A 17,825-nucleotide genomic window follows, 5' to 3' on the forward strand; every position below is an offset into this window, starting at 1 on the left:
ATCAAAAAATCAAAAAATCAAAAAATCTATAAATTAATCACCCGGCCTTCCTGGCTGCTCTGAAAGGCGGCTTCAATAATTCTGATCACATTTTCCGCATCTTTAGGATCTACAGGGTTGGGTGCATTGTTAGCGATGGCTTCATAAATGCCCTGATAGTAGTCCATATAGTTGCCATTGGTGCCGGGCAGGTATTGTTTCACCGTTTTACCGTCGATGGAGGTATGCAGCAGTCCCCATTCATGCGGCGCTTCAGCGCCCCAGTCCGGGCTATTGGGCAACAGGCCTCTCAGCAGTTGCGCTTCCTGTATATCGGATTTGGTTTTGATGAAAGAGCCGATGCGGCCGTGTATCTGGTAGGAGGGCAGCGCTTCCCTGATAAGGTAGCTGCATTTCAGGCGTACGCGAAGCGAGTCGTAGTAGAGTACCAGTTCAAAGTAATCGTCTACAACGGAGTCTTTGCGGATGATCCGGATGTCGGCCCATACGGCTTTTGGGAAACCGAACAGCTGCAGTCCCTGGTCTATCAGGTGGGAGCCGAGGTCATAGAGGCTGCCGGTACCCGGATTGGCCACTTCCTTATGTTTTTTGTAGCTCAGTTCTTCCTTAAAGCGGTCGTAGTGGATCTCTGCTTCGAGAACATCGCCGAGCAGGCCTTCGTTGAGCACTTTACGGACGATTTTAAAATCGCTGTCATAGCGGCGGTTATGATATACGCTGAGCAACAATTTTTTTTCTTTCGCCAGGGCGATGAGCGCTGCTGCTTCTGCGGTGGTAACGGTGAACGGCTTTTCTACGATCACATTCTTACCGGCTTCCAGTGCGGCTTTTACGTATTCAAAGTGGGTGTAGTTCGGCGTGTTTACTACGATCAGTTCCAGTTCTTTATCTGCCAGCATATCCGCTACGGACGTATATACTTTTACGTTAGGATACCGTTGTCTGGCCAGGTCCTTGCTGCGTTCCACGACGGCGGTGAATTCAAAGCCCGGGTTCACGTAAATAAACGGTGCATGGAAAACTTGTCCGGACATGCCAAAGGAGCAGATGCCCGTCTTAATCACTTTACTCATAATTATCGTTTGAATCGGCGTGTAAGCCGGTTAAGATTATCCGGATTAAAGTATAAAAAAACAGGCAGTTTTTTTACGGAAATCCTTTTTCCGGGTAATCCTGACCGGCTGTGCTACCTTAGAAAATAGACTTTTTCTTGCTTCTGCCGCCCAGGCCCAGCGCGCCCAGCAGGCTGCGGGTGATAACGTTGGCGGCTGTACGGCCTGCCTGCCGCATGGCGGAGCTGCCCATCACCTGTTCGAACAGGCTCTTTTCTTCTTTTTTCTTACCGGGACCGGAAGTGCCGGAAGAGTCGGCGGCAGCGGCTGTTTTTTCCGCCGCTTCTTCCAGTTTGGCGGTCAGTATTTCGTAGGCGCTCTCGCTGTCGATGGCTTCGGCGTATTTCTTCACCAGTTTGGAATTGCTGACCAGCGCGGCTATTTCCGCATCGGTGAGCACGTCCATACGGGAGTGCGGCGATACCAGCATGGTGGCGGCCAGTGGGGTGGGCACGCCTTTTTCGTTGAGGCAGGTGATCAGCGCTTCACCAATACCGATCTGGGTAAGCAGTTCATCGGTTTTATAGAAGTCGGACAGCGGGTAGTTCTCTGCTGTTTGTTTGATGGTTTTGCGGTCGTTGGCGGTAAAGGCGCGCAGAGCGTGCTGTACTTTGAGGCCCAGCTGTCCGAGCACGGAAGCCGGGATGTCCATGGGGTTTTGGGTACAGAAGAAAATGCCCACGCCTTTGGAGCGTATCAGTTTGATGATGGTGTCGATCTGTTTCAGCAGTGCGTCGCTGGCTTCGTTGAAGATGAGATGCGCCTCGTCGATGAACATTACCAGTTTGGGTTTTTCGAGGTCTCCTTCTTCCGGCAGCGTGGCATAAAGTTCCGCCAGCAGGCTGAGCATGAAGGTGGAGAAGAGTTTAGGGCGGTCCTGGATATCGGCTACCCGCAGGATAGACACTACGCCGCGGCCATCATCGCTGATGCGCATCAGGTCGTCCACTTCGAAAGATTTTTCCCCGAAGAAAAGATCGGCGCCCTGTTGTTCCAGCTCTATCACTTTACGCAGGATAGTGCCGGTAGAGGTGGTGGATATCTTACCGTAGTCTTTTTCCAGTTCTGCTTTGCCTTCGGCGCTGGCAAACTGTAATACTTTTTTAAAATCTTTCAGGTCCAGCAGGGGTAGTTTATTATCATCGCAGTATTTAAACAGCATGGCTACCAGGCCGGCCTGGGTATCGTTCAGCTCCAGTATTTTGGACAGCAGGACAGGGCCGAATTCGCTGGTGGTGGCGCGCAAACGCACACCTTTCTCATTACTGAGGGACAGCAGTTCGGTGGGGTAAGCGGCGGGGGACCAGGAGCCGCCGATTTTCTGGTACCGTTCCTGGATTTTGGGATTGTCGGTGCCGGCGGCGGCAATACCGCTAAGGTCGCCTTTGATGTCCATCAGTAAAACGGGCACGCTGGCGTCGCTAAGGCCTTCGGCAATCACCTGCAGGGTCTTGGTTTTACCTGTACCGGTGGCGCCGGCAATCAAACCATGCCTGTTCATGGTTTTCAGGGGTAGGGATACGTCTGCTCCGCTGATCACTTCACCATCCAGCATAGCACATCCTAATTTGAAATGCTCGCCTTTAAATGTATAGCCGTTCTTAATGGATTCCAGAAATGCTTCTTTATTGGCCATGGTGTAAAATGTTTTTTTATGAAGATAACAAAAACCGGTTGCAATCGCTGCCGTTGGATGGCAGTTTGCACGCCGGGAACGAAATATAATCTCCCGATAATATAAACAAAAAATCACCCCCGGTAGCCCGTTTATCTCTCCCAACGGGCAAAAAAAATCCCGCCCAGGCGGGCGGGAACTAAATATCTGAATATCAAAATCTCCCAATGATCACAGGTCTTCTTCCCTTTCCAGCATCAGGATGGCTCCCTGCGGCACAATGAAGTAGGTTTCGTCTTCATACATGATCTCCGTGGAGCCGCTCAGCAGGAAGATGGCCAGATCGCCTTCTTTGGCCTGTAACGGGATGTATTTCACTTTGTCTTCTTCCGGTTTCCAGGAGTCCTCGTCTTCCACAGGAACGGGAATTGCGTAGCCCGGACCGGTTTTGATCACATATCCTTTCTGTACCTTTTCTTTTGACTGCACACCGGGAGGCAGGTATAGTCCGCTTTTGGTACGGTCATGCGGCGTCGTTGGCTTAATCAGTACCCGATCGCCCACAACGATGAGTTTTTTGAGTTTGTTATCCGGTGTAATATGTATAGCCATGCTTCCTCCTGATCAAAAATAGTGCGGGCCTGCAGGCAATGACATACTGACAGTGCTTACAGGGTGTTGAGTGCAAATGTTTCCCCTGCGCGGATCCCTTTTTCGGTGTTTTGTAGTATGCAGCACTCGTTCACAGGATCATGCTCGAAGAACAGCACGTATTGTTTGTCCAACGCTTCCTGCAGGAATCTTTTCTTTTCCGTGAGGGTGGTAAGCGGGAACATATCGTATGCCATCACGTAGGGAATAGGCAGATGCCCTATAGACGGGAGGAGGTCGGCCATGTATACGATGGTTTTGTCTTTGTACCGGATCTGCGGCAGCATCATGGCATCGGTATGGCCGTTGGCAAACCGGATATTGATATGATTGGTGAAGGCTACACCTTCCTGGTGGGCGATGAATTTCAGCTGACCGCTTTCCTGGATCGGCAGAATGTTTTCCTTCAGGAAGGACGCTTTCTCCCGGTCGTTAGGTACGGTTGCCCACTTCCAGTGGTCTTCATTGCTCCAGTAGACAGCGTTTTTGAAGGCGGGGAGCAGCTTGTCGCCTTCGCGTACAATGCTGCCGCCGCAGTGGTCAAAATGCAGGTGCGTTAAAAACACGTCGGTGATATCATTGCGGTGAAACCCATGCGCTGCAAGGGATTTATCGAGGGTGGCATCGCCGTGCAGATAATAATGGCTGAAGAACTTAGCATCTTGTTTATCGCCGATGCCGTTGTCTATCAGTATCAGGCGGTTGCCATCTTCAATGAGGAGGCAACGCATTGCCCAGGAGCAGAGGTTGTTTTCATCTGCAGGATTCGTTTTGTTCCACAGCGTCTTGGGTACTACGCCAAACATGGCGCCGCCATCCAGTTTGAAAAAGCCTGTTTCGATGGTGTATAATTTCATATGTGCTTGTATTAGGTTGCAACAGCAACTACATGACTAAATCCTTTTCTTTTTCGGTGGCTGTCTGAGGGACCTGTCGTTGCTTCAGCAGCGCGGAAATGATCCACAGCAGACCGATCACGAAAAACACGACCAGCGCCAGTACGGAGTTGCGCATGTTTTCCGTATAATCATCAATATAGGCAAAAGAAAACATACCGATCACAATGGACAGTTTCTCGGTGACGTCGTAATAGCTGAAGAAGCTGGCGGTGTCTTTGGTTTCGGGCATCAGCTTGGCGTAGGTGGAACGGCTGAGCGATTGTATGCCGCCCATCACCAGGCCTACCGCTGTCGCCAGCAGATAGAAGTCGGTCGCGGTTTGCATTTTGTAGCCTGCTATGCAGATACCGATCCATACGATGACAACGCCAATCAATACACGAAGATTGCCGAAGATGCCGGAGAGGCGGGCCATGCCCCACGCGCCGGCAATCGCTACCACCTGTATGATCACCACGGTGCCAATCAGTTTGTCGGACGGGAGGTTCAGCACTTTGCTGCCGAAGATGGTAGCGGCCATCATCACGGTCTGTACGCCCATGCTGTAAAAGAAGAAACCGCGCAGAAAACGTTTCAGCACCGGCATGTTTTTCACCTGGGCATATACCTTGCGCAGTTCGTTGAATCCGTCGGTGAAAGCGCCGGCGTTGTGTTTGCCGGCAGGGGCTTTGGTCGCCGGCAGCCTGGCGAAAGTGATCTGGGCGAATCCCAGCCACCAAACGCCTACCAGCAGAAAAGTACTTCTGACAGCCTGCCCCTCGTCCAGCCCGAATGGCAGCGTCATGACGAGGGCGAAGCCTACCAGCTGCAGCAGTACGCTGCCGATATAGCCCATGCTGTAGCCGCGGGCGCTGATACGGTCGCGGTCTTCGGGGGCGGCTATTTCAGGCAGGTAGGAGTTGTAAAACACCAGTCCGCCACAATAACCCATGGTGGCCAGCATAAACGCCAGCACGCCCAGCCAGAGGGTACTTTTGGTAAAAAAGAAAAGGGCGGCGCAGGAGAGCGAGCCCAGGAAGGTGAAAAATTTCAGGAAGTTCTTTTTATTGCCCCGGGTGTCGGATATGGACGACAGGATAGGGGAAGCGATCGCTACCAACAGGAAGGCCGCTGCCATGGTATAATTATACAAGGCAGAGTTGACAAAACGCATCCCCAGGAAGGACACATGTTCGTCGGTGACGGCGAGAAAATAAATGGGAAAGAAGGTAGTAGTGATAACGAGATTGTACACGGAATTGGCCCAGTCGTACATGGCCCAGCCGTTAAGGACTTTTTTGCCGGCAGTAATCATTCGCGAAGACAGTTAGTTGGCAACGAAGATAACAAAATCGCGATATGACCGCACTATTGTTTGTAGTCGGTGATGCGGATGTGGTGTTTACACATGAAGTATTCCTGCTCATCGTTGGAGCTGACGATGATGAGGCGGTTATGGCCGTACTGATTGATCAGCCCCTGGTATAGCGCTACGCCGGCGGCGTCGAGGTTGGTACAGGGTTCATCCAGCAGCAATACGGGCACATCGCTAAGGATGGCCAGTGCCAGTTTGATCCGCTGTTTCATGCCGGAGGAGAAATTACGGAGCTGTTTTTCCGCCGCTTTTTCCAGTCCCACCATTTCCATGGCCATGGCGGGTGTAATGCCGGGCAGCAGGGATTTGAACTGGGTGTGGAAGGTGATGATTTCGGTGAGGGTAAATTCTTCTATGAGTTCGAGGTAGGGAGCTGCAATAGCACAGTACCGGAAAAACGCATCGGGGGCGATGGGTTTTTCCGGTGTGCTGTATTGGACGGTGCCTTCGTTGTGTTGAACGGCGCCACTGATCACCTGTAATAAAGTGGATTTTCCTGACCCGTTAGGCCCCAGAATCGCGTAGCGTTCTCCTTCCTGAAAGGTGAGGCTCACACCACGAAATATCCAGTCGTAGTTGAAACGTTTACCTGTTTGGTCAAGAGATATCGTCATTGGAATGGGAAGTGTAACCTCTCATAATACCGCGGCCGGACTCACGGATGAAGGACAGGATCTCGTCTCTTTCGTCTGTGGCGGGAAATTCAGCTTCGATGATGCTGATGGCCTTGGATAATTTATAGCCCTTCACAAAAATCACACGGTAAATATCCAGGATATGATTGATTTTTTCCAGGGAGAAACCTCTTCTTTTCAGGCCTACCGAGTTGATACCCACATAGGAGAGGGGTTCACGGGCGGCTTTAACGTAAGGAGGTACATCTTTTCTAACGAGGGAGCCGCCGGTAACGAAGGCGTGGTCGCCTACTTTACAGAACTGCTGGATAGCCACCATGCCGGCCAGTACCACATGGTCGCCCACGGTGATGTGCCCTGCGAGGGTGGTATTGTTGGAGAAGATGCAGTGGTTGCCCACTTCGCAGTCATGCGCAATGTGGCCGTAAGCCATGATCAGGCAGTTATCGCCGATCTTGGTCCTCCACTTGTCGCGTGTGCCGCGGTTGATGGTCACGAATTCACGGATAGTAGTGTTGTTCCCGATTTCCACAGTGGTTTCTTCACCCGCATATTTTAAGTCCTGAGGGATGGCAGAAATAACAGCGCCCGGGAAGATACGGCAGTTTTTACCGATGCGGGCTCCTTCCATGATGGTTACATTGGAGCCTATCCAGGTGCCGTCGCCGATTTCTACGTTTTTGTGGATGACGGTAAACGGATCAATTTTAACATTAGGCGCCACCTTGGCGTCCGGATGTATGTATGTAAGCGGGTGGATCATTGCTTTTATTTGCCTTCTCTGGTTTTTATAATTTGTGCTATCATGTCGGCTTCGGTAGCAACCTTATTGCCAATGAAGACCGTTCCCCGCATTTCCACGAGCCCTCTTCTGATGGGGCTCAGCAGTTCCATTTTCAGGATCATGGTGTCTCCCGGCACGACTTTCTGTTTGAATTTACAGTTGTCGATTTTCAGGAAGTAGGTGTCGTAATTCTCCGGGTCCGGTACGCGGTTCAGTGCCAGGATACCGCCTACCTGGGCCAGTGCTTCGAGCTGTAAAACGCCCGGCATGACCGGGTTGGCCGGGAAGTGCCCCTGGAAGAAATGTTCGTTGAAAGTAACATTTTTGATACCTACCACTCTCTCTTCACCCAGTTCGATGATTTTGTCTACCAGCAGCATCGGGTAGCGGTGTGGCAGCGTTCTTTCGATACGAGGGGTATCGAAGATCGGTGGCTGGTTGGGGTCGTATACCGGAACGTCTTTATTGTGTTTGTTCTTTTTAATATAGGCTTTGATCTTACGGGCAAACTCCACGTTGGAAGCGTGGCCCGGGCGGTTAGCGATGATATGCGCCTTGATGGGATAACCGATCAGGGCCAGGTCGCCCACTACGTCCAGCAGTTTGTGACGTGCCGGCTCGTTGGGGAAACGCAGCTCAATGTTGTTGAGGATACCTTCGCGCTGTACTGACATCGTTTCGCGGTTAAAGGCTTTGGCGAGGCGGGTCATGTCCTCCTCGTTTACGGCGCGGTCTACTACCACGATGGCGTTGTTGATATCACCGCCTTTGATCAGGTTGTTGTTCAGCAGGTACTCCAGCTCGTGCAGGAAGCAGAAAGTGCGGGAAGAGGCGATCTCGTTCCGGAAGTTTTCAATGCTTTTCATTTTCGCGTGCTGGGTGCCCAGTACGGGAGAGTTGAAGTCGATCAGGCAGGTGATGCTGTAGTCCAGTGCCGGCAAGGCTACCATCTCTACTTTTTTCTGCTCGTCGTAGTAGCTGATGTTGGTATCTATAGTATAATAGATCTTTTTGGCGTCCTGGTCCTGTATCCCTGTTTTCTCGATAGCTTCGATGAAGGGGAGGGAACTGCCGTCCATGATAGGAATCTCCGGACCGTCCAGCTCAATCAGCACGTTGTCAACACCGGTACCTACCAGGGCTGCCAGCAGGTGCTCTATCGTGCTCACACGGGCGCCGTTATGTTCCAGCGTGGTGCCGCGGGCGGTATCTACTACGTAGTCCACGTCCGCTTTTACAACGGGCTGGTTAGGCAGGTCTACACGTTGGAATTTGATGCCTGACCCCGGGGATGCCGGTTTCAGCGTCATGTTTACACTGGCTCCTGTATGCAAACCCACACCCGAAATGCTGATATCGCCTTTCAGGGTATGCTGGTTCTGCAACTGTTGATTTTCCATCATATTAACGAATGTATAACTGTTTGATCTTCAGATTAATTAAACCCCTGCTTTTTCTTGTAGCAGTTGTTTTACCATCTCCTCTAATTCTTTCACGCGTTTTTCAAGGTCCGGCAAATTTCTAAAAATTGCCTGACTTTTCAGCGAACTTTTATAATCGTAGGCGGGAGAGCCGGTGAGAGAGCTGTTGGGAACAGTGATGGACTTGGAAAGTCCGCTCTGGGCGTTGATCTTGGTGCCGTCAGCGATGTGGATATGCCCTACCATGCCTACCTGGCCGCCGATCACGCAGTTCTGACCGATTTTGGTGCTGCCGGAAACGCCGGTCTGCGCAGCGATCACGGTATTCAGCCCGATGTCCACGTTGTGGGCTACCTGGATCAGGTTGTCCAGCTTCACCCCCTGGCGGATGATGGTGGAACCCATCGTAGCCCGGTCAATGGTGGTATTGGCGCCGATCTCCACATCGTCATGGATCACCACATTGCCGATCTGCGGCACCTTTTTATAGGAGCCGTCCGGCTGCGGCGCAAAACCGAAACCGTCGCCGCCGATCACACAACCTGCATGCAGGATGGTGCGGCTGCCTACGATACAGTTGTCATATACTTTTACGCCGGGGTACAGCACCGCGTCGTCGTTTACTATGACGTTCTCGCCCAGGTATACCCCGGGATATATTTTTACGTTATTGCCCAGCACCACGTTTTCGCCCAGATAGGCGAACGCGCCCACAAATACGTTCTGCCCCATCTTTACAGACTGGGGAATGTGGGAAGGTTGCTGGATGCCGGATTTGTTGCCGGTCAGGTAACGGTATTTCTCCAATAACAGGGCAAAGCTGCTGTATGCATCTTTTACCCGGATCAGGGTGGAATGGATAGGATGTTCTATCACCAGGCTTTCATTCACGATCAAAATAGATGCTTTCGTCGTATATATGAACTCTTCATACTTAGGATTGGCAATAAAACTGAGCATGCCTTCGCCTGCCTCTTCGATTTTGGCGATGTTGCTCACCTTCACGTCCGGATTTCCCTCCAGCTTACCATCTAACATGGTCGCTAACTGTAATGCGCTAAACTGCATAAATAATATTTGTAATGTTTTCCAGGCCTACTCCGGAATGTATGAAATTATTCTTTAATGTTTTAAAGCTTGTAAAACGTTGTTAGCCTAGATTTTTGGATGACAAATGTAGAATTTTTTTACCGGTATCGCCAGTGTGTGACTAATCAATGCGTTGTCTATCGAGGAAATGTCCTTTACAGTTCCGTCTTTAAACAGGATGTTGATCTTTTCATCGTTTATGTTATAAGCCCTCAGCGAGGCCACATCCGTGAAAACAAAATAATCAAGGTCACTGCCTGTGATCTGCCATTTTTGTGCCACCTGTTGGCGAAGGAGGTCCACCGCACTGTTGTCGAACGGTTCGTTGGTCAATACTACTTTGAATAACTCCCTGTTAATAAGCCATTTACATAAAAGTGACAGTACTTTGTCCGGGTGCTCCGACCAGACTTTTATGGCTCCCATGATATCATAATCATCCAACATGCAAAACAATCGCAGACAATCAGGTTCCCTTTCAAAATTGTCTTTGCTGACCGTGTTATACAGGAAATAGGACAGCGCCGGTGAACAAAACAGCTGCTGACCGTCCTGTGCCAGGTTTTTTGCCCGCTGCAGGATCTTTACCAGCATATTTTCGGCACTCAGCACTGTTTTATGCAGGTATACCTGCCAGTACATGAGCCGCCGCGCCACAATAAACTTCTCAATGGAATAGATGCCCTTCTCTTCTACCATCAGCTCTCCCTGGTGCACGGTCAGCATCTTGAGGATACGATCGTAGCCGATAGTGCCTTCGGCCACACCGGTGAAAAAGCTGTCACGGTTCAGATAGTCCATCCTGTCTACGTCTAACTGGCTGGAAACCAGTTGATGCAGGAATTTTTTATGATAACGGCCGTTAAAAATATCAAGGGTAAGTGACAGTGCCCCGTCCATCTGGCGATTGAGGTCCTCGATCAGCCACTGTGAAATGGCTTCATGGGACACATCTTCGATGATGCCATTCTCCAGCGCATGGGAGTATGGCCCGTGGCCAACGTCATGCAGCAAAATGGCCATTTTGGCGGCCACTTCTTCTTCCGGCGAAATGTCCACGCCTTTGCTCTTCAGTTCCTGAAGGGCTATGCTCATCAGATGATAGGCGCCGAGACTGTGATGAAAACGAGTATGCATGGCCCCCGGGTATACCAAATGAGCGAGGGCCATCTGGTGTATCCGGCGTAAACGCTGGTAACAGGGGTGGGAAAGGAGGTTAAAAATCAACGGGTGATCTATGGTAATAAAGCCATACACCGGATCATTAACAATTTTTCGCTTGCGTTCGGTCATTGCATCAGATTATTCAATTTCAAATGCCTAAGCGCACCTGAAATCCATAGTGCCATTATGCAAAACTACACTATGAATTAATTATATGTATTTTTTTTACTTATAATGACGCTTTGAAGAGGGGAAACCCCTATTCACAGTAAAAACAATTGGTAGGTTACAGGTAGAAAATTGTAATACGCGAAGGTAATTAACTTTGAGGACCGACCCGCTATTTCCATCCCGGTTTTTGCCCGCATGACCCATTTTTAACATATAATTACGTGAAACGATGATCCGGGGAATGATTTTTGCCAAAAATTAGCGGTAATTTTCTGTTTTCCGCAACCATAAAACGAACTATGAGCCAGATCAACATACTATGGGTAGATGATGAGATAGAATCCCTCAAATCGCAGATTATTTTTCTGGAAAGTAAAGGCTACAACGTATCCGCCCTCACCAACGGCTACGACGCGCTGGAATTTCTGAAAGACCAGGTGGTGGACGTGGTGCTGCTCGACGAATCCATGCCCGGCCTCACCGGCCTGGAAACACTGGGGAAAATCAAAGAGATAGACCAGCAGATACCCGTAGTGATGATCACCAAAAACGAGGCGGAAAACGTGATGGACGATGCCATCGGCTCCCAGATCACGGACTACCTGATCAAACCGGTCAACCCTAACCAGGTACTGTTATCACTCAAAAAAATCATCGACAATAAAAGACTGGTGGCCGAAAAAACCACCACCGCCTACCAGCAGGAATTCCGGACCTTGTTTATGGCGCTCAATTCCAACCCGGACCATAATGAGTGGATGGACATCTACAAAAAACTGGTATACTGGGAAATGGAGATGACCAAAGCCAACAGCCCGGAAATGCTGGAAGTGTTTAATACGCAGAAAGCGGAAGCCAACACGGAATTCGCCAAATTCATCAGCCGCAACTACTCCAACTGGCTGCATCCGAAGGCCACAGAGGCCCCGGTGATGTCGCACACGCTCTTCTCCAAAAAGATCGTTCCTTTTATGGACCCTGACCTGCCGAACGTGTTCCTGCTGATAGATAACCTGCGGCTGGACCAGTTCAAGGCCATTCTCCCCATTTTCCAGGAATCTTTCAGAATGGTGGAAGAAGATACGTTCTACAGCATTCTGCCTACCAGCACCCAATACAGCCGCAACGCCATCTTCTCCGGACTGCTGCCGATAGACATCGAGCACAAGTTCCCCGAAGAATGGAAAAACGACGATGAAGAAGGCGGGAAAAACCTGTATGAAGAGAAGTTCTTCGCCTCCCAGCTGCAGCGGCTGAAAATGGACGGCCGGTTTTCCTACACCAAGGTGACCAATCATACCGATGCGCAGCATATGCTCAGCAACATCCACAACCTGCTGGATTATCCGCTGAGCATTATCGTATACAACTTTGTGGATATGCTCAGTCATGCCCGCACAGAAATGGAGGTGCTCAAAGAACTGGCGAGCGATGAAACATCCTATCGTTCCCTTACTGCCAGCTGGTTTGAACACAGTCCGCTGCACCAGGCGCTCAAACGTATCGGGGATAAAAAAATCAACCTCATCATCGCTACCGACCACGGCAGCGTACGGGTGAAGACGCCGGTCAAAGTGATCGGTGATAAACAGACCACTACCAACCTGCGCTATAAACACGGCCGAAACCTCAACTACGATCCTAAGGAAGTACTGGCTTTCCGCGATCCCAGAGATGCCGGCCTGCCCAAGCCCAATGTTAACTCCTCCTATATTTTTGCCCGTGGCGATGGTTACCTGTGCTATCCCAACAACTACAATTATTTTGTGAACTATTACCGCAATACCTTCCAGCATGGAGGTATTTCACTGGAAGAGATGATCGTTCCCGTGGTAAGAATGGTATCCAAGTAATTGTTTAAATTTGTAGCATGAACATTAAGATCACGCCTAATAACCTGACCAAGCTGGAGAAGATTTTTGAAGATGCCAAATACCTGTTGCGTTTTGAAAAAGGTTCTTTCACTTCCGGTTATTGTATCCTTGAAGACAAAAAGGTTGTGGTGATCAATAAATTCCTGAACCTGGAAGGACGTATTAACACGCTGCTGGATATTTTATCCACGCTGCCGCTGGATGAGGAATTGCTCACCGCAGAGTCGCACAAGCTCTACAAGCAGATCCTGAACAGTAAGCCCGTGCAGGATGCCGGTGAGGCAGCCGACGCCGGGGAACAGGCATCAGAAAACTAACGCTACGGATGAAAGTTACATTTCTTGGAACAGGCACATCACAGGGAGTACCGGTCATCGCTTGCGGTTGCGAAGTATGCACTTCTTCCAATCCCAAAGACAACCGCCTGAGGAGCAGTATCTTTATTTCTTCGCCGGCAGGCAATATCGTGGTAGACACCACGCCCGACTTCCGTTATCAGATGTTGCGGGCGAAGGTAAAACACCTCGAAGCCGTACTGATTACGCACTCACATAAAGATCATATCGCCGGGATGGACGATATCCGGGCGTTCAATTATTTCCAGCAAGGCGCTATCGATATCTATGCGACCGATTTTTCGCAAAACATCATCATGCGGGAATTTGCGTACGCCTTTGCGGACTTCAAATACCCCGGCATCCCGGAAATCAACCTGAAAACGATTGACGACGCGCCGTTTGAGATCAACGGACTCACGATCACGCCTATACAGGTGATGCACTATAAAATGCCGGTGATGGGCTTCCGGGTCCATGACTTCACCTATATCACCGACGCCAATTTCATCGCTCCGGAGGAAAAGGAAAAGATCCGCGGCTCCAAAGTGCTGGTGCTGAACGCGCTGCGGAGAGAAAAACACATCTCTCACTTTACGCTTGATGAAGCTATTGCGCTGGGCCGCGAGCTGGAAGTGCCCCAGGTGTATTTCACGCATATCAGTCACCAGATGGGCCTGCACGACGAGGTGATGAAAGAGCTGCCCGATGGCATGGCGCTGGCTTACGACGGCCTTACGCTGGAAATATAACGGCGTTTACTTCCTGTTAACATTTTCCTGGTAACGGTGCATTAACTTGGGGACAAGCGACGACCCCATATATGCACAAAACACCCCTGAAAGAATTACTCCGCTTTTCCCGTAAGGAACAGGCAGGGATTGTCCTGTTGCTGCTGCTGGTATGGTTGACCGGCCGTGCGCCTGACCTTTGGTTTTATTTATATCCTGTGCCACTGCCGGATACCACGGGGTGCGCTGCTGCGCTGCGTTCGCTGGAAGCGGCCGCCGAAGTGCAACGTGCACTGCCGGAAGACAGTGTAGCCGCTGCCGTTGCATCGCGGGCTTTGTTTTATTTCGATCCGAATACGCTGCCGGCGGAGGGATGGCAACGGCTGGGCGTCAGTGCCCGGACGGCCGCCACCATTGACCGTTACCGGCAGAAGGGCGGGCGGTTCCGCAGGGCGGACGACCTGGAACGGATATACGGGCTGGCGCCGGCGTTGTGCCGGCAGCTGCAACCTTATGTGCGGATCACGCGCGGGGGCGCCGTGCGGGACAGCACCCGGCAGGCGGGACGCAGGGATACAGCGTATCATTACAGGGAATATCACCGTAAGCCGCCGCCCCGGGCCATCGATGTGAACACCGCCGATACGGCCGGCTGGCAGGCATTACCAGGCATAGGACCAGGCTTTGCGAGGCGTATCGTGGCCTTCCGGGAGAAGCTGGGCGGCTTCTACGACGTCGGCCAGGTGAGCGAATGTTACGGTTTGCCGGATAGCACCTTTAAAAAAATTCAACCTTTCTTACAGATCGGTAATGGATCTCTAAAAAAAATAGACCTCAACCTCACAGATGAAAAATCTTTGGCTGCACATCCATACATACGCTATAAACTGGCCCGTCTGATCATACAGTATCGCAGTGCCCACGGGGGTTTCAGGCATGTTGAAGAGCTCCGGCAGCTGCCGTTGGTGGATGACGTTATTTATCGTAAAATTGAACATTACATTGTAATCACTTTTTAAACCCGCACGTTATGAATTTTGAGCCAACGGATATGCAGCAACAGATCGCGCAGATGATCCGGGATTTCGGAAAAACACATATTGTACCGCACGTGTTGGAGTGGGACGAAACACAGGAATTTCCTGTAACGTTATTCAAACAACTGGGCGAGCTGGGATTAATGGGGGTGCTGGTACCGCAGGAATATGGTGGCAGCGGCATGGGATACCTGGAGTATGTGACCGTTGTCAGCGAGATTGCCCGCTTCTGCGGCGCTATCGGCCTGAGCGTGGCGGCACATAATTCTCTTTGTACCGGCCATATCCTCCAGTTTGGCAATGAAGAGCAGAAAAAGAAATACCTGCCGAAGCTCGCCAGTGCAGAATGGATCGGCGCATGGGGCCTGACAGAGCCTAACACCGGCTCCGACGCGATGAACATGAAATGTGTGGCCAAAAAGGACGGCGACCATTGGGTGATCAACGGTACCAAATGCTGGATCACCCACGGCAAGAGCTGTGACGTGGCCGTAGTGATAGCCCGTACCGGCGACGTTCGCGACAGCCACGGCATGACCGCCTTTGTAGTAGAGAAAGGCACGCCGGGCTTCAGCGGCGGCAAAAAAGAAAATAAGCTGGGCATGCGCGCCTCTGAAACAGCGGAAATGATTTTTGATAATTGCCGTATCCCGGCTGCCAACATGCTGGGGGCGGAAGGAGATGGGTTCATTCAGTCCATGAAAGTGCTGGACGGCGGACGTATCTCCATCGCCGCTTTGTCGCTGGGCATCGCCATGGGCGCACGGGATGCCGCTGTAAAATATGCGAAGGAAAGACACCAGTTTGACCAGCCCATCGCGGCGTTCCAGGGTGTTTCTTTTAAACTGGCAGATATGGCCACCGAGATAGAAGCCGCTACGCTGCTTACTTTACAGGCGGCAGATATGAAAAACCGAGGCGTGAAAATGACGAAAGAAGCCGCCATGGCTAAGTATTATGCGTCTGAAGTAGCCGTAAGGGTAGCAAATGACGCCGTACAGATTTTCGGTGGTTATGGTTATACGAAAGACTTTCCCGTGGAAAAATATTATCGAGATGCAAAATTATGCACCATAGGAGAGGGAACGTCCGAAATACAGAAAATTGTGATCGCCAGAGAGGCATTAAGATAACTACAGCGAATTATTTGTTGATTTTGACAGGACTGAGATAAACGAATTTTTTTTAATTTAAAAAAAGATAAGGGGCAAACCATTTATCTTTTTTGACAATAAAATGAAATATTACCCCTTTAGTGTTATTTAATATTGCAAAAGGAACGTTAAATTTGGGTTAATTCATCACTCTTTACCGTTTATCAACCTTAACACAAAATCAAAGAAAGATTTGAAACACTTTTACGCACTGGAAAGCACCCTTTAAAACGGGTGCTTTCTTATACCGGAAAAGGCTCATCTTCCTCTTACGAATAGTATTACGACCTGTAATCCACGTTATGCTTTCTTACGTTAAAAGCACACTTACCCCATAAAAATGAGTAGTACTACTGATATCCAACAAATTTCCCCGTTTTAATTTTACCGCCTGATTCCTAAACCAACAATTGTAAACATCATGTTCCCCAAAATCCTGAAGTGGACCGGCATTGTATTGCTGGGCCTTGCAACATTGTTGCTGATTGTTTTCGGTATCTTCTTTTACCTGTACGGCACGCATGTGAACAAACAGTATGCAGTAACGGTGCGGCCGGTAGAGATCCCGCATGATTCGGCTACTATCGCCGCCGGCGCCCATCTTTTTGCTATTAAAGGTTGCGGCGATTGTCATGGTGCGGACCTGGGCGGTAAAGTCTTCCTCGATGATCCGGCGGTAGGCCGTTTTGCAGGCGCCAATCTTACGGCCGGGCAGGGCGGTCGTCCTGCGGGCTACACGGACCAGGACTGGCTGCGGGCCATGCGCCACGGCATTGGCACGGATAATAAAAGCCTGAAGCTGATGCCTTCTTATGAGTATGCAAAGCTGTCTGACAAAGACATGGCAGCGCTGATTGCTTTCTGTAAAGCACAACCGCCGGTAGACAGGAGCCTGCCACCCACGACGACCGGTGCCCTTGGTAAGGTGTTGACCGTACTGGGGAAGCTGCCGCTTTTTCCGGCCGAAAAAATAGACCATGCTTATCAGCAACCCGCTACGATGGCGGTTTCTGTGACGAAAGCGTATGGCGAATACCTGTCGGTGTCCTGTTCGGGATGTCATAATCCCCGTTTCACCGGTGGCGACAGCCCTATTCCCGGTGGTAAAAAGGTGGCTGATATTACGTCTAAAGGCAACGTGGGTAAGTGGACCGCACAGGAGTTTATGACCGCGTTGCGTACGGGTAGCACGCCGGAAGGGCTGATGCTGAAGAACGATGAGATGCCGTGGAACATGACGGCCCAATATTCCGATGAGGAGCTGCAGGCGTTGTTTTTGTATCTGAAAAGCCTGTAGAACCCAGTATAAAGGCAAAGCCCCATTGACATCGTCAATGGGGCTTTGCCTTTATATCTTCGGGAGGCTGGTTACACCTGTTTTTTGTCTTTGCTGAAGAGGTCGGAGATTTTGTCTTTGGCATCTTCCGCCCAGTCTTCCGCTTTATCTTTCCAGTCCTCTGCTTTGTCTTTCACATCATCGAGGAAGTCGTTGGCTTTGTCCATAAAACCTTCTTTCTTTTCGCCGGGCTTGTCAGACATATTGGCAAACCAGGTATCTACAGTACCCGCAATAAAGGGAGGAAGTTTGCCTTTCACATATTCTTTGATCACTTCAATCGACTGGGCGGCCTGTTCAGGGGTAAGGCCGGCTTTGGCCTGTAGTTGCTGAATAAGTTCCTGCATAATAGTGGGTTTTAAAGGTTATTACAAATTACGGATTACAGATTACCGATTACGAATTACGAATGGGGCCCTTTTAAAGGAGGTTATCTTAATAACCCTGTTATCGAAAGTGCTTC

General features: G+C 50.4%; 17 protein-coding genes. 6 read left to right on the top strand and 11 right to left on the bottom strand.

The features are described from left to right. Positions 1-26: 26 nt before the first annotated feature. From B5D63_RS18270 to B5D63_RS18315, 10 genes are all read right to left on the bottom strand, one after another. Positions 27-1,073: a Gfo/Idh/MocA family oxidoreductase gene (locus tag B5D63_RS18270; RefSeq protein WP_078670174.1), complete on the bottom strand. Its 1,047-nt coding sequence runs from the start codon at positions 1,071-1,073 to the stop codon at positions 27-29. Between the two features lie 118 nt (positions 1,074-1,191). Then, positions 1,192-2,748, bottom strand: a complete 1,557-nt coding sequence (locus B5D63_RS18275) for a helicase HerA-like domain-containing protein (RefSeq protein WP_078670175.1) — start codon at positions 2,746-2,748, stop codon at positions 1,192-1,194. A 210-nt stretch (positions 2,749-2,958) separates the two neighbouring features. Further along, complete coding sequence (locus B5D63_RS18280) at positions 2,959-3,339, bottom strand: co-chaperone GroES (protein WP_235021569.1); 381 nt, start codon at positions 3,337-3,339, stop codon at positions 2,959-2,961. 56 nt (positions 3,340-3,395) lie between these two features. After that, positions 3,396-4,235, bottom strand: coding sequence for an MBL fold metallo-hydrolase (locus B5D63_RS18285; RefSeq protein ID WP_078670176.1), 840 nt, complete (start codon positions 4,233-4,235; stop codon positions 3,396-3,398). Positions 4,236-4,263: 28 nt separating this feature from the next. After that, positions 4,264-5,571, bottom strand: coding sequence for an MFS transporter (locus B5D63_RS18290; protein ID WP_078670177.1), 1,308 nt, complete (start codon positions 5,569-5,571; stop codon positions 4,264-4,266). A 53-nt stretch (positions 5,572-5,624) separates the two neighbouring features. Further along, the gene (locus tag B5D63_RS18295) at positions 5,625-6,245 is read right to left on the bottom strand and encodes an ABC transporter ATP-binding protein (RefSeq protein ID WP_078670178.1); all 621 of its coding nucleotides are present in this window, start codon (positions 6,243-6,245) and stop codon (positions 5,625-5,627) included. Next, the gene (gene lpxA, locus B5D63_RS18300; protein WP_078670179.1) at positions 6,229-7,029 is read right to left on the bottom strand and encodes an acyl-ACP--UDP-N-acetylglucosamine O-acyltransferase; all 801 of its coding nucleotides are present in this window, start codon (positions 7,027-7,029) and stop codon (positions 6,229-6,231) included. Before lpxA ends, B5D63_RS18295 begins: the two co-directional genes overlap by 17 nt. A gap of 5 nt (positions 7,030-7,034) precedes the next feature. Then, positions 7,035-8,453: a bifunctional UDP-3-O-[3-hydroxymyristoyl] N-acetylglucosamine deacetylase/3-hydroxyacyl-ACP dehydratase gene (locus B5D63_RS18305; protein WP_235021570.1), complete on the bottom strand. Its 1,419-nt coding sequence runs from the start codon at positions 8,451-8,453 to the stop codon at positions 7,035-7,037. Positions 8,454-8,489: 36 nt separating this feature from the next. Continuing rightward, positions 8,490-9,539 carry a UDP-3-O-(3-hydroxymyristoyl)glucosamine N-acyltransferase gene (gene lpxD / locus B5D63_RS18310; protein WP_078670180.1) on the bottom strand — a complete coding sequence of 350 codons (1,050 nt, stop codon included), beginning with the start codon at positions 9,537-9,539 and terminating at the stop codon, positions 8,490-8,492. 87 nt (positions 9,540-9,626) lie between these two features. Further along, positions 9,627-10,853, bottom strand: coding sequence for an HD domain-containing protein (locus B5D63_RS18315; protein WP_078670181.1), 1,227 nt, complete (start codon positions 10,851-10,853; stop codon positions 9,627-9,629). A gap of 341 nt (positions 10,854-11,194) precedes the next feature. Here B5D63_RS18315 and porX point away from each other — a divergent pair, with 341 nt between their 5' ends. The 6 genes from porX (at position 11,195) to B5D63_RS18345 (ending at position 17,323) form a co-directional block, all read left to right on the top strand. Further along, complete coding sequence (gene porX / locus B5D63_RS18320; protein ID WP_078670182.1) at positions 11,195-12,748, top strand: T9SS response regulator signal transducer PorX; 1,554 nt, start codon at positions 11,195-11,197, stop codon at positions 12,746-12,748. 17 nt (positions 12,749-12,765) lie between these two features. Continuing rightward, complete coding sequence (locus B5D63_RS18325) at positions 12,766-13,086, top strand: hypothetical protein (RefSeq protein WP_078670183.1); 321 nt, start codon at positions 12,766-12,768, stop codon at positions 13,084-13,086. Positions 13,087-13,094: 8 nt separating this feature from the next. Next, entirely contained in the window at positions 13,095-13,856 is a 762-nt protein-coding gene (locus tag B5D63_RS18330; protein ID WP_078670184.1) for an MBL fold metallo-hydrolase, read from the top strand. Between the two features lie 71 nt (positions 13,857-13,927). Further along, positions 13,928-14,854, top strand: coding sequence for a ComEA family DNA-binding protein (locus tag B5D63_RS18335; protein WP_078670185.1), 927 nt, complete (start codon positions 13,928-13,930; stop codon positions 14,852-14,854). A gap of 11 nt (positions 14,855-14,865) precedes the next feature. Then, positions 14,866-16,005, top strand: a complete 1,140-nt coding sequence (locus B5D63_RS18340) for an acyl-CoA dehydrogenase (protein ID WP_078670186.1) — start codon at positions 14,866-14,868, stop codon at positions 16,003-16,005. A 442-nt stretch (positions 16,006-16,447) separates the two neighbouring features. Beyond that, positions 16,448-17,323 (top strand): c-type cytochrome, encoded by an 876-nt coding sequence (locus tag B5D63_RS18345; protein ID WP_078670187.1) that lies wholly within the window; start codon positions 16,448-16,450, stop codon positions 17,321-17,323. 71 nt (positions 17,324-17,394) lie between these two features. On the opposite strand, the gene B5D63_RS18350 is transcribed toward B5D63_RS18345, so the two are convergent. Next, the gene (locus B5D63_RS18350; RefSeq protein ID WP_078670188.1) at positions 17,395-17,709 is read right to left on the bottom strand and encodes a YtxH domain-containing protein; all 315 of its coding nucleotides are present in this window, start codon (positions 17,707-17,709) and stop codon (positions 17,395-17,397) included. Positions 17,710-17,825 lie beyond the last annotated feature (116 nt).

Origin of the sequence: Chitinophaga eiseniae (assembly GCF_900167135.1) — a bacterium.
Taxonomy (GTDB): domain Bacteria; phylum Bacteroidota; class Bacteroidia; order Chitinophagales; family Chitinophagaceae; genus Chitinophaga; species Chitinophaga eiseniae.

What these genes read in the sequence shown, in the direction of transcription:
- B5D63_RS18270 (WP_078670174.1), bottom strand. Translation starts at nt 1,073, where the DNA reads ATGAGTAAAGTGATTAAGACGGGCATCTGCTCCTTTGGCATGTCCGGA.
- B5D63_RS18275 (WP_078670175.1), bottom strand. Translation starts at nt 2,748, where the DNA reads ATGGCCAATAAAGAAGCATTTCTGGAATCCATTAAGAACGGCTATACA.
- B5D63_RS18280 (WP_235021569.1), bottom strand. Translation starts at nt 3,339, where the DNA reads ATGGCTATACATATTACACCGGATAACAAACTCAAAAAACTCATCGTT.
- B5D63_RS18285 (WP_078670176.1), bottom strand. Translation starts at nt 4,235, where the DNA reads ATGAAATTATACACCATCGAAACAGGCTTTTTCAAACTGGATGGCGGC.
- B5D63_RS18290 (WP_078670177.1), bottom strand. Translation starts at nt 5,571, where the DNA reads ATGATTACTGCCGGCAAAAAAGTCCTTAACGGCTGGGCCATGTACGAC.
- B5D63_RS18295 (WP_078670178.1), bottom strand. Translation starts at nt 6,245, where the DNA reads ATGACGATATCTCTTGACCAAACAGGTAAACGTTTCAACTACGACTGG.
- lpxA (WP_078670179.1), bottom strand. Translation starts at nt 7,029, where the DNA reads ATGATCCACCCGCTTACATACATACATCCGGACGCCAAGGTGGCGCCT.
- B5D63_RS18305 (WP_235021570.1), bottom strand. Translation starts at nt 8,453, where the DNA reads ATGATGGAAAATCAACAGTTGCAGAACCAGCATACCCTGAAAGGCGAT.
- lpxD (WP_078670180.1), bottom strand. Translation starts at nt 9,539, where the DNA reads ATGCAGTTTAGCGCATTACAGTTAGCGACCATGTTAGATGGTAAGCTG.
- B5D63_RS18315 (WP_078670181.1), bottom strand. Translation starts at nt 10,853, where the DNA reads ATGACCGAACGCAAGCGAAAAATTGTTAATGATCCGGTGTATGGCTTT.
- porX (WP_078670182.1), top strand. Translation starts at nt 11,195, where the DNA reads ATGAGCCAGATCAACATACTATGGGTAGATGATGAGATAGAATCCCTC.
- B5D63_RS18325 (WP_078670183.1), top strand. Translation starts at nt 12,766, where the DNA reads ATGAACATTAAGATCACGCCTAATAACCTGACCAAGCTGGAGAAGATT.
- B5D63_RS18330 (WP_078670184.1), top strand. Translation starts at nt 13,095, where the DNA reads ATGAAAGTTACATTTCTTGGAACAGGCACATCACAGGGAGTACCGGTC.
- B5D63_RS18335 (WP_078670185.1), top strand. Translation starts at nt 13,928, where the DNA reads ATGCACAAAACACCCCTGAAAGAATTACTCCGCTTTTCCCGTAAGGAA.
- B5D63_RS18340 (WP_078670186.1), top strand. Translation starts at nt 14,866, where the DNA reads ATGAATTTTGAGCCAACGGATATGCAGCAACAGATCGCGCAGATGATC.
- B5D63_RS18345 (WP_078670187.1), top strand. Translation starts at nt 16,448, where the DNA reads ATGTTCCCCAAAATCCTGAAGTGGACCGGCATTGTATTGCTGGGCCTT.
- B5D63_RS18350 (WP_078670188.1), bottom strand. Translation starts at nt 17,709, where the DNA reads ATGCAGGAACTTATTCAGCAACTACAGGCCAAAGCCGGCCTTACCCCT.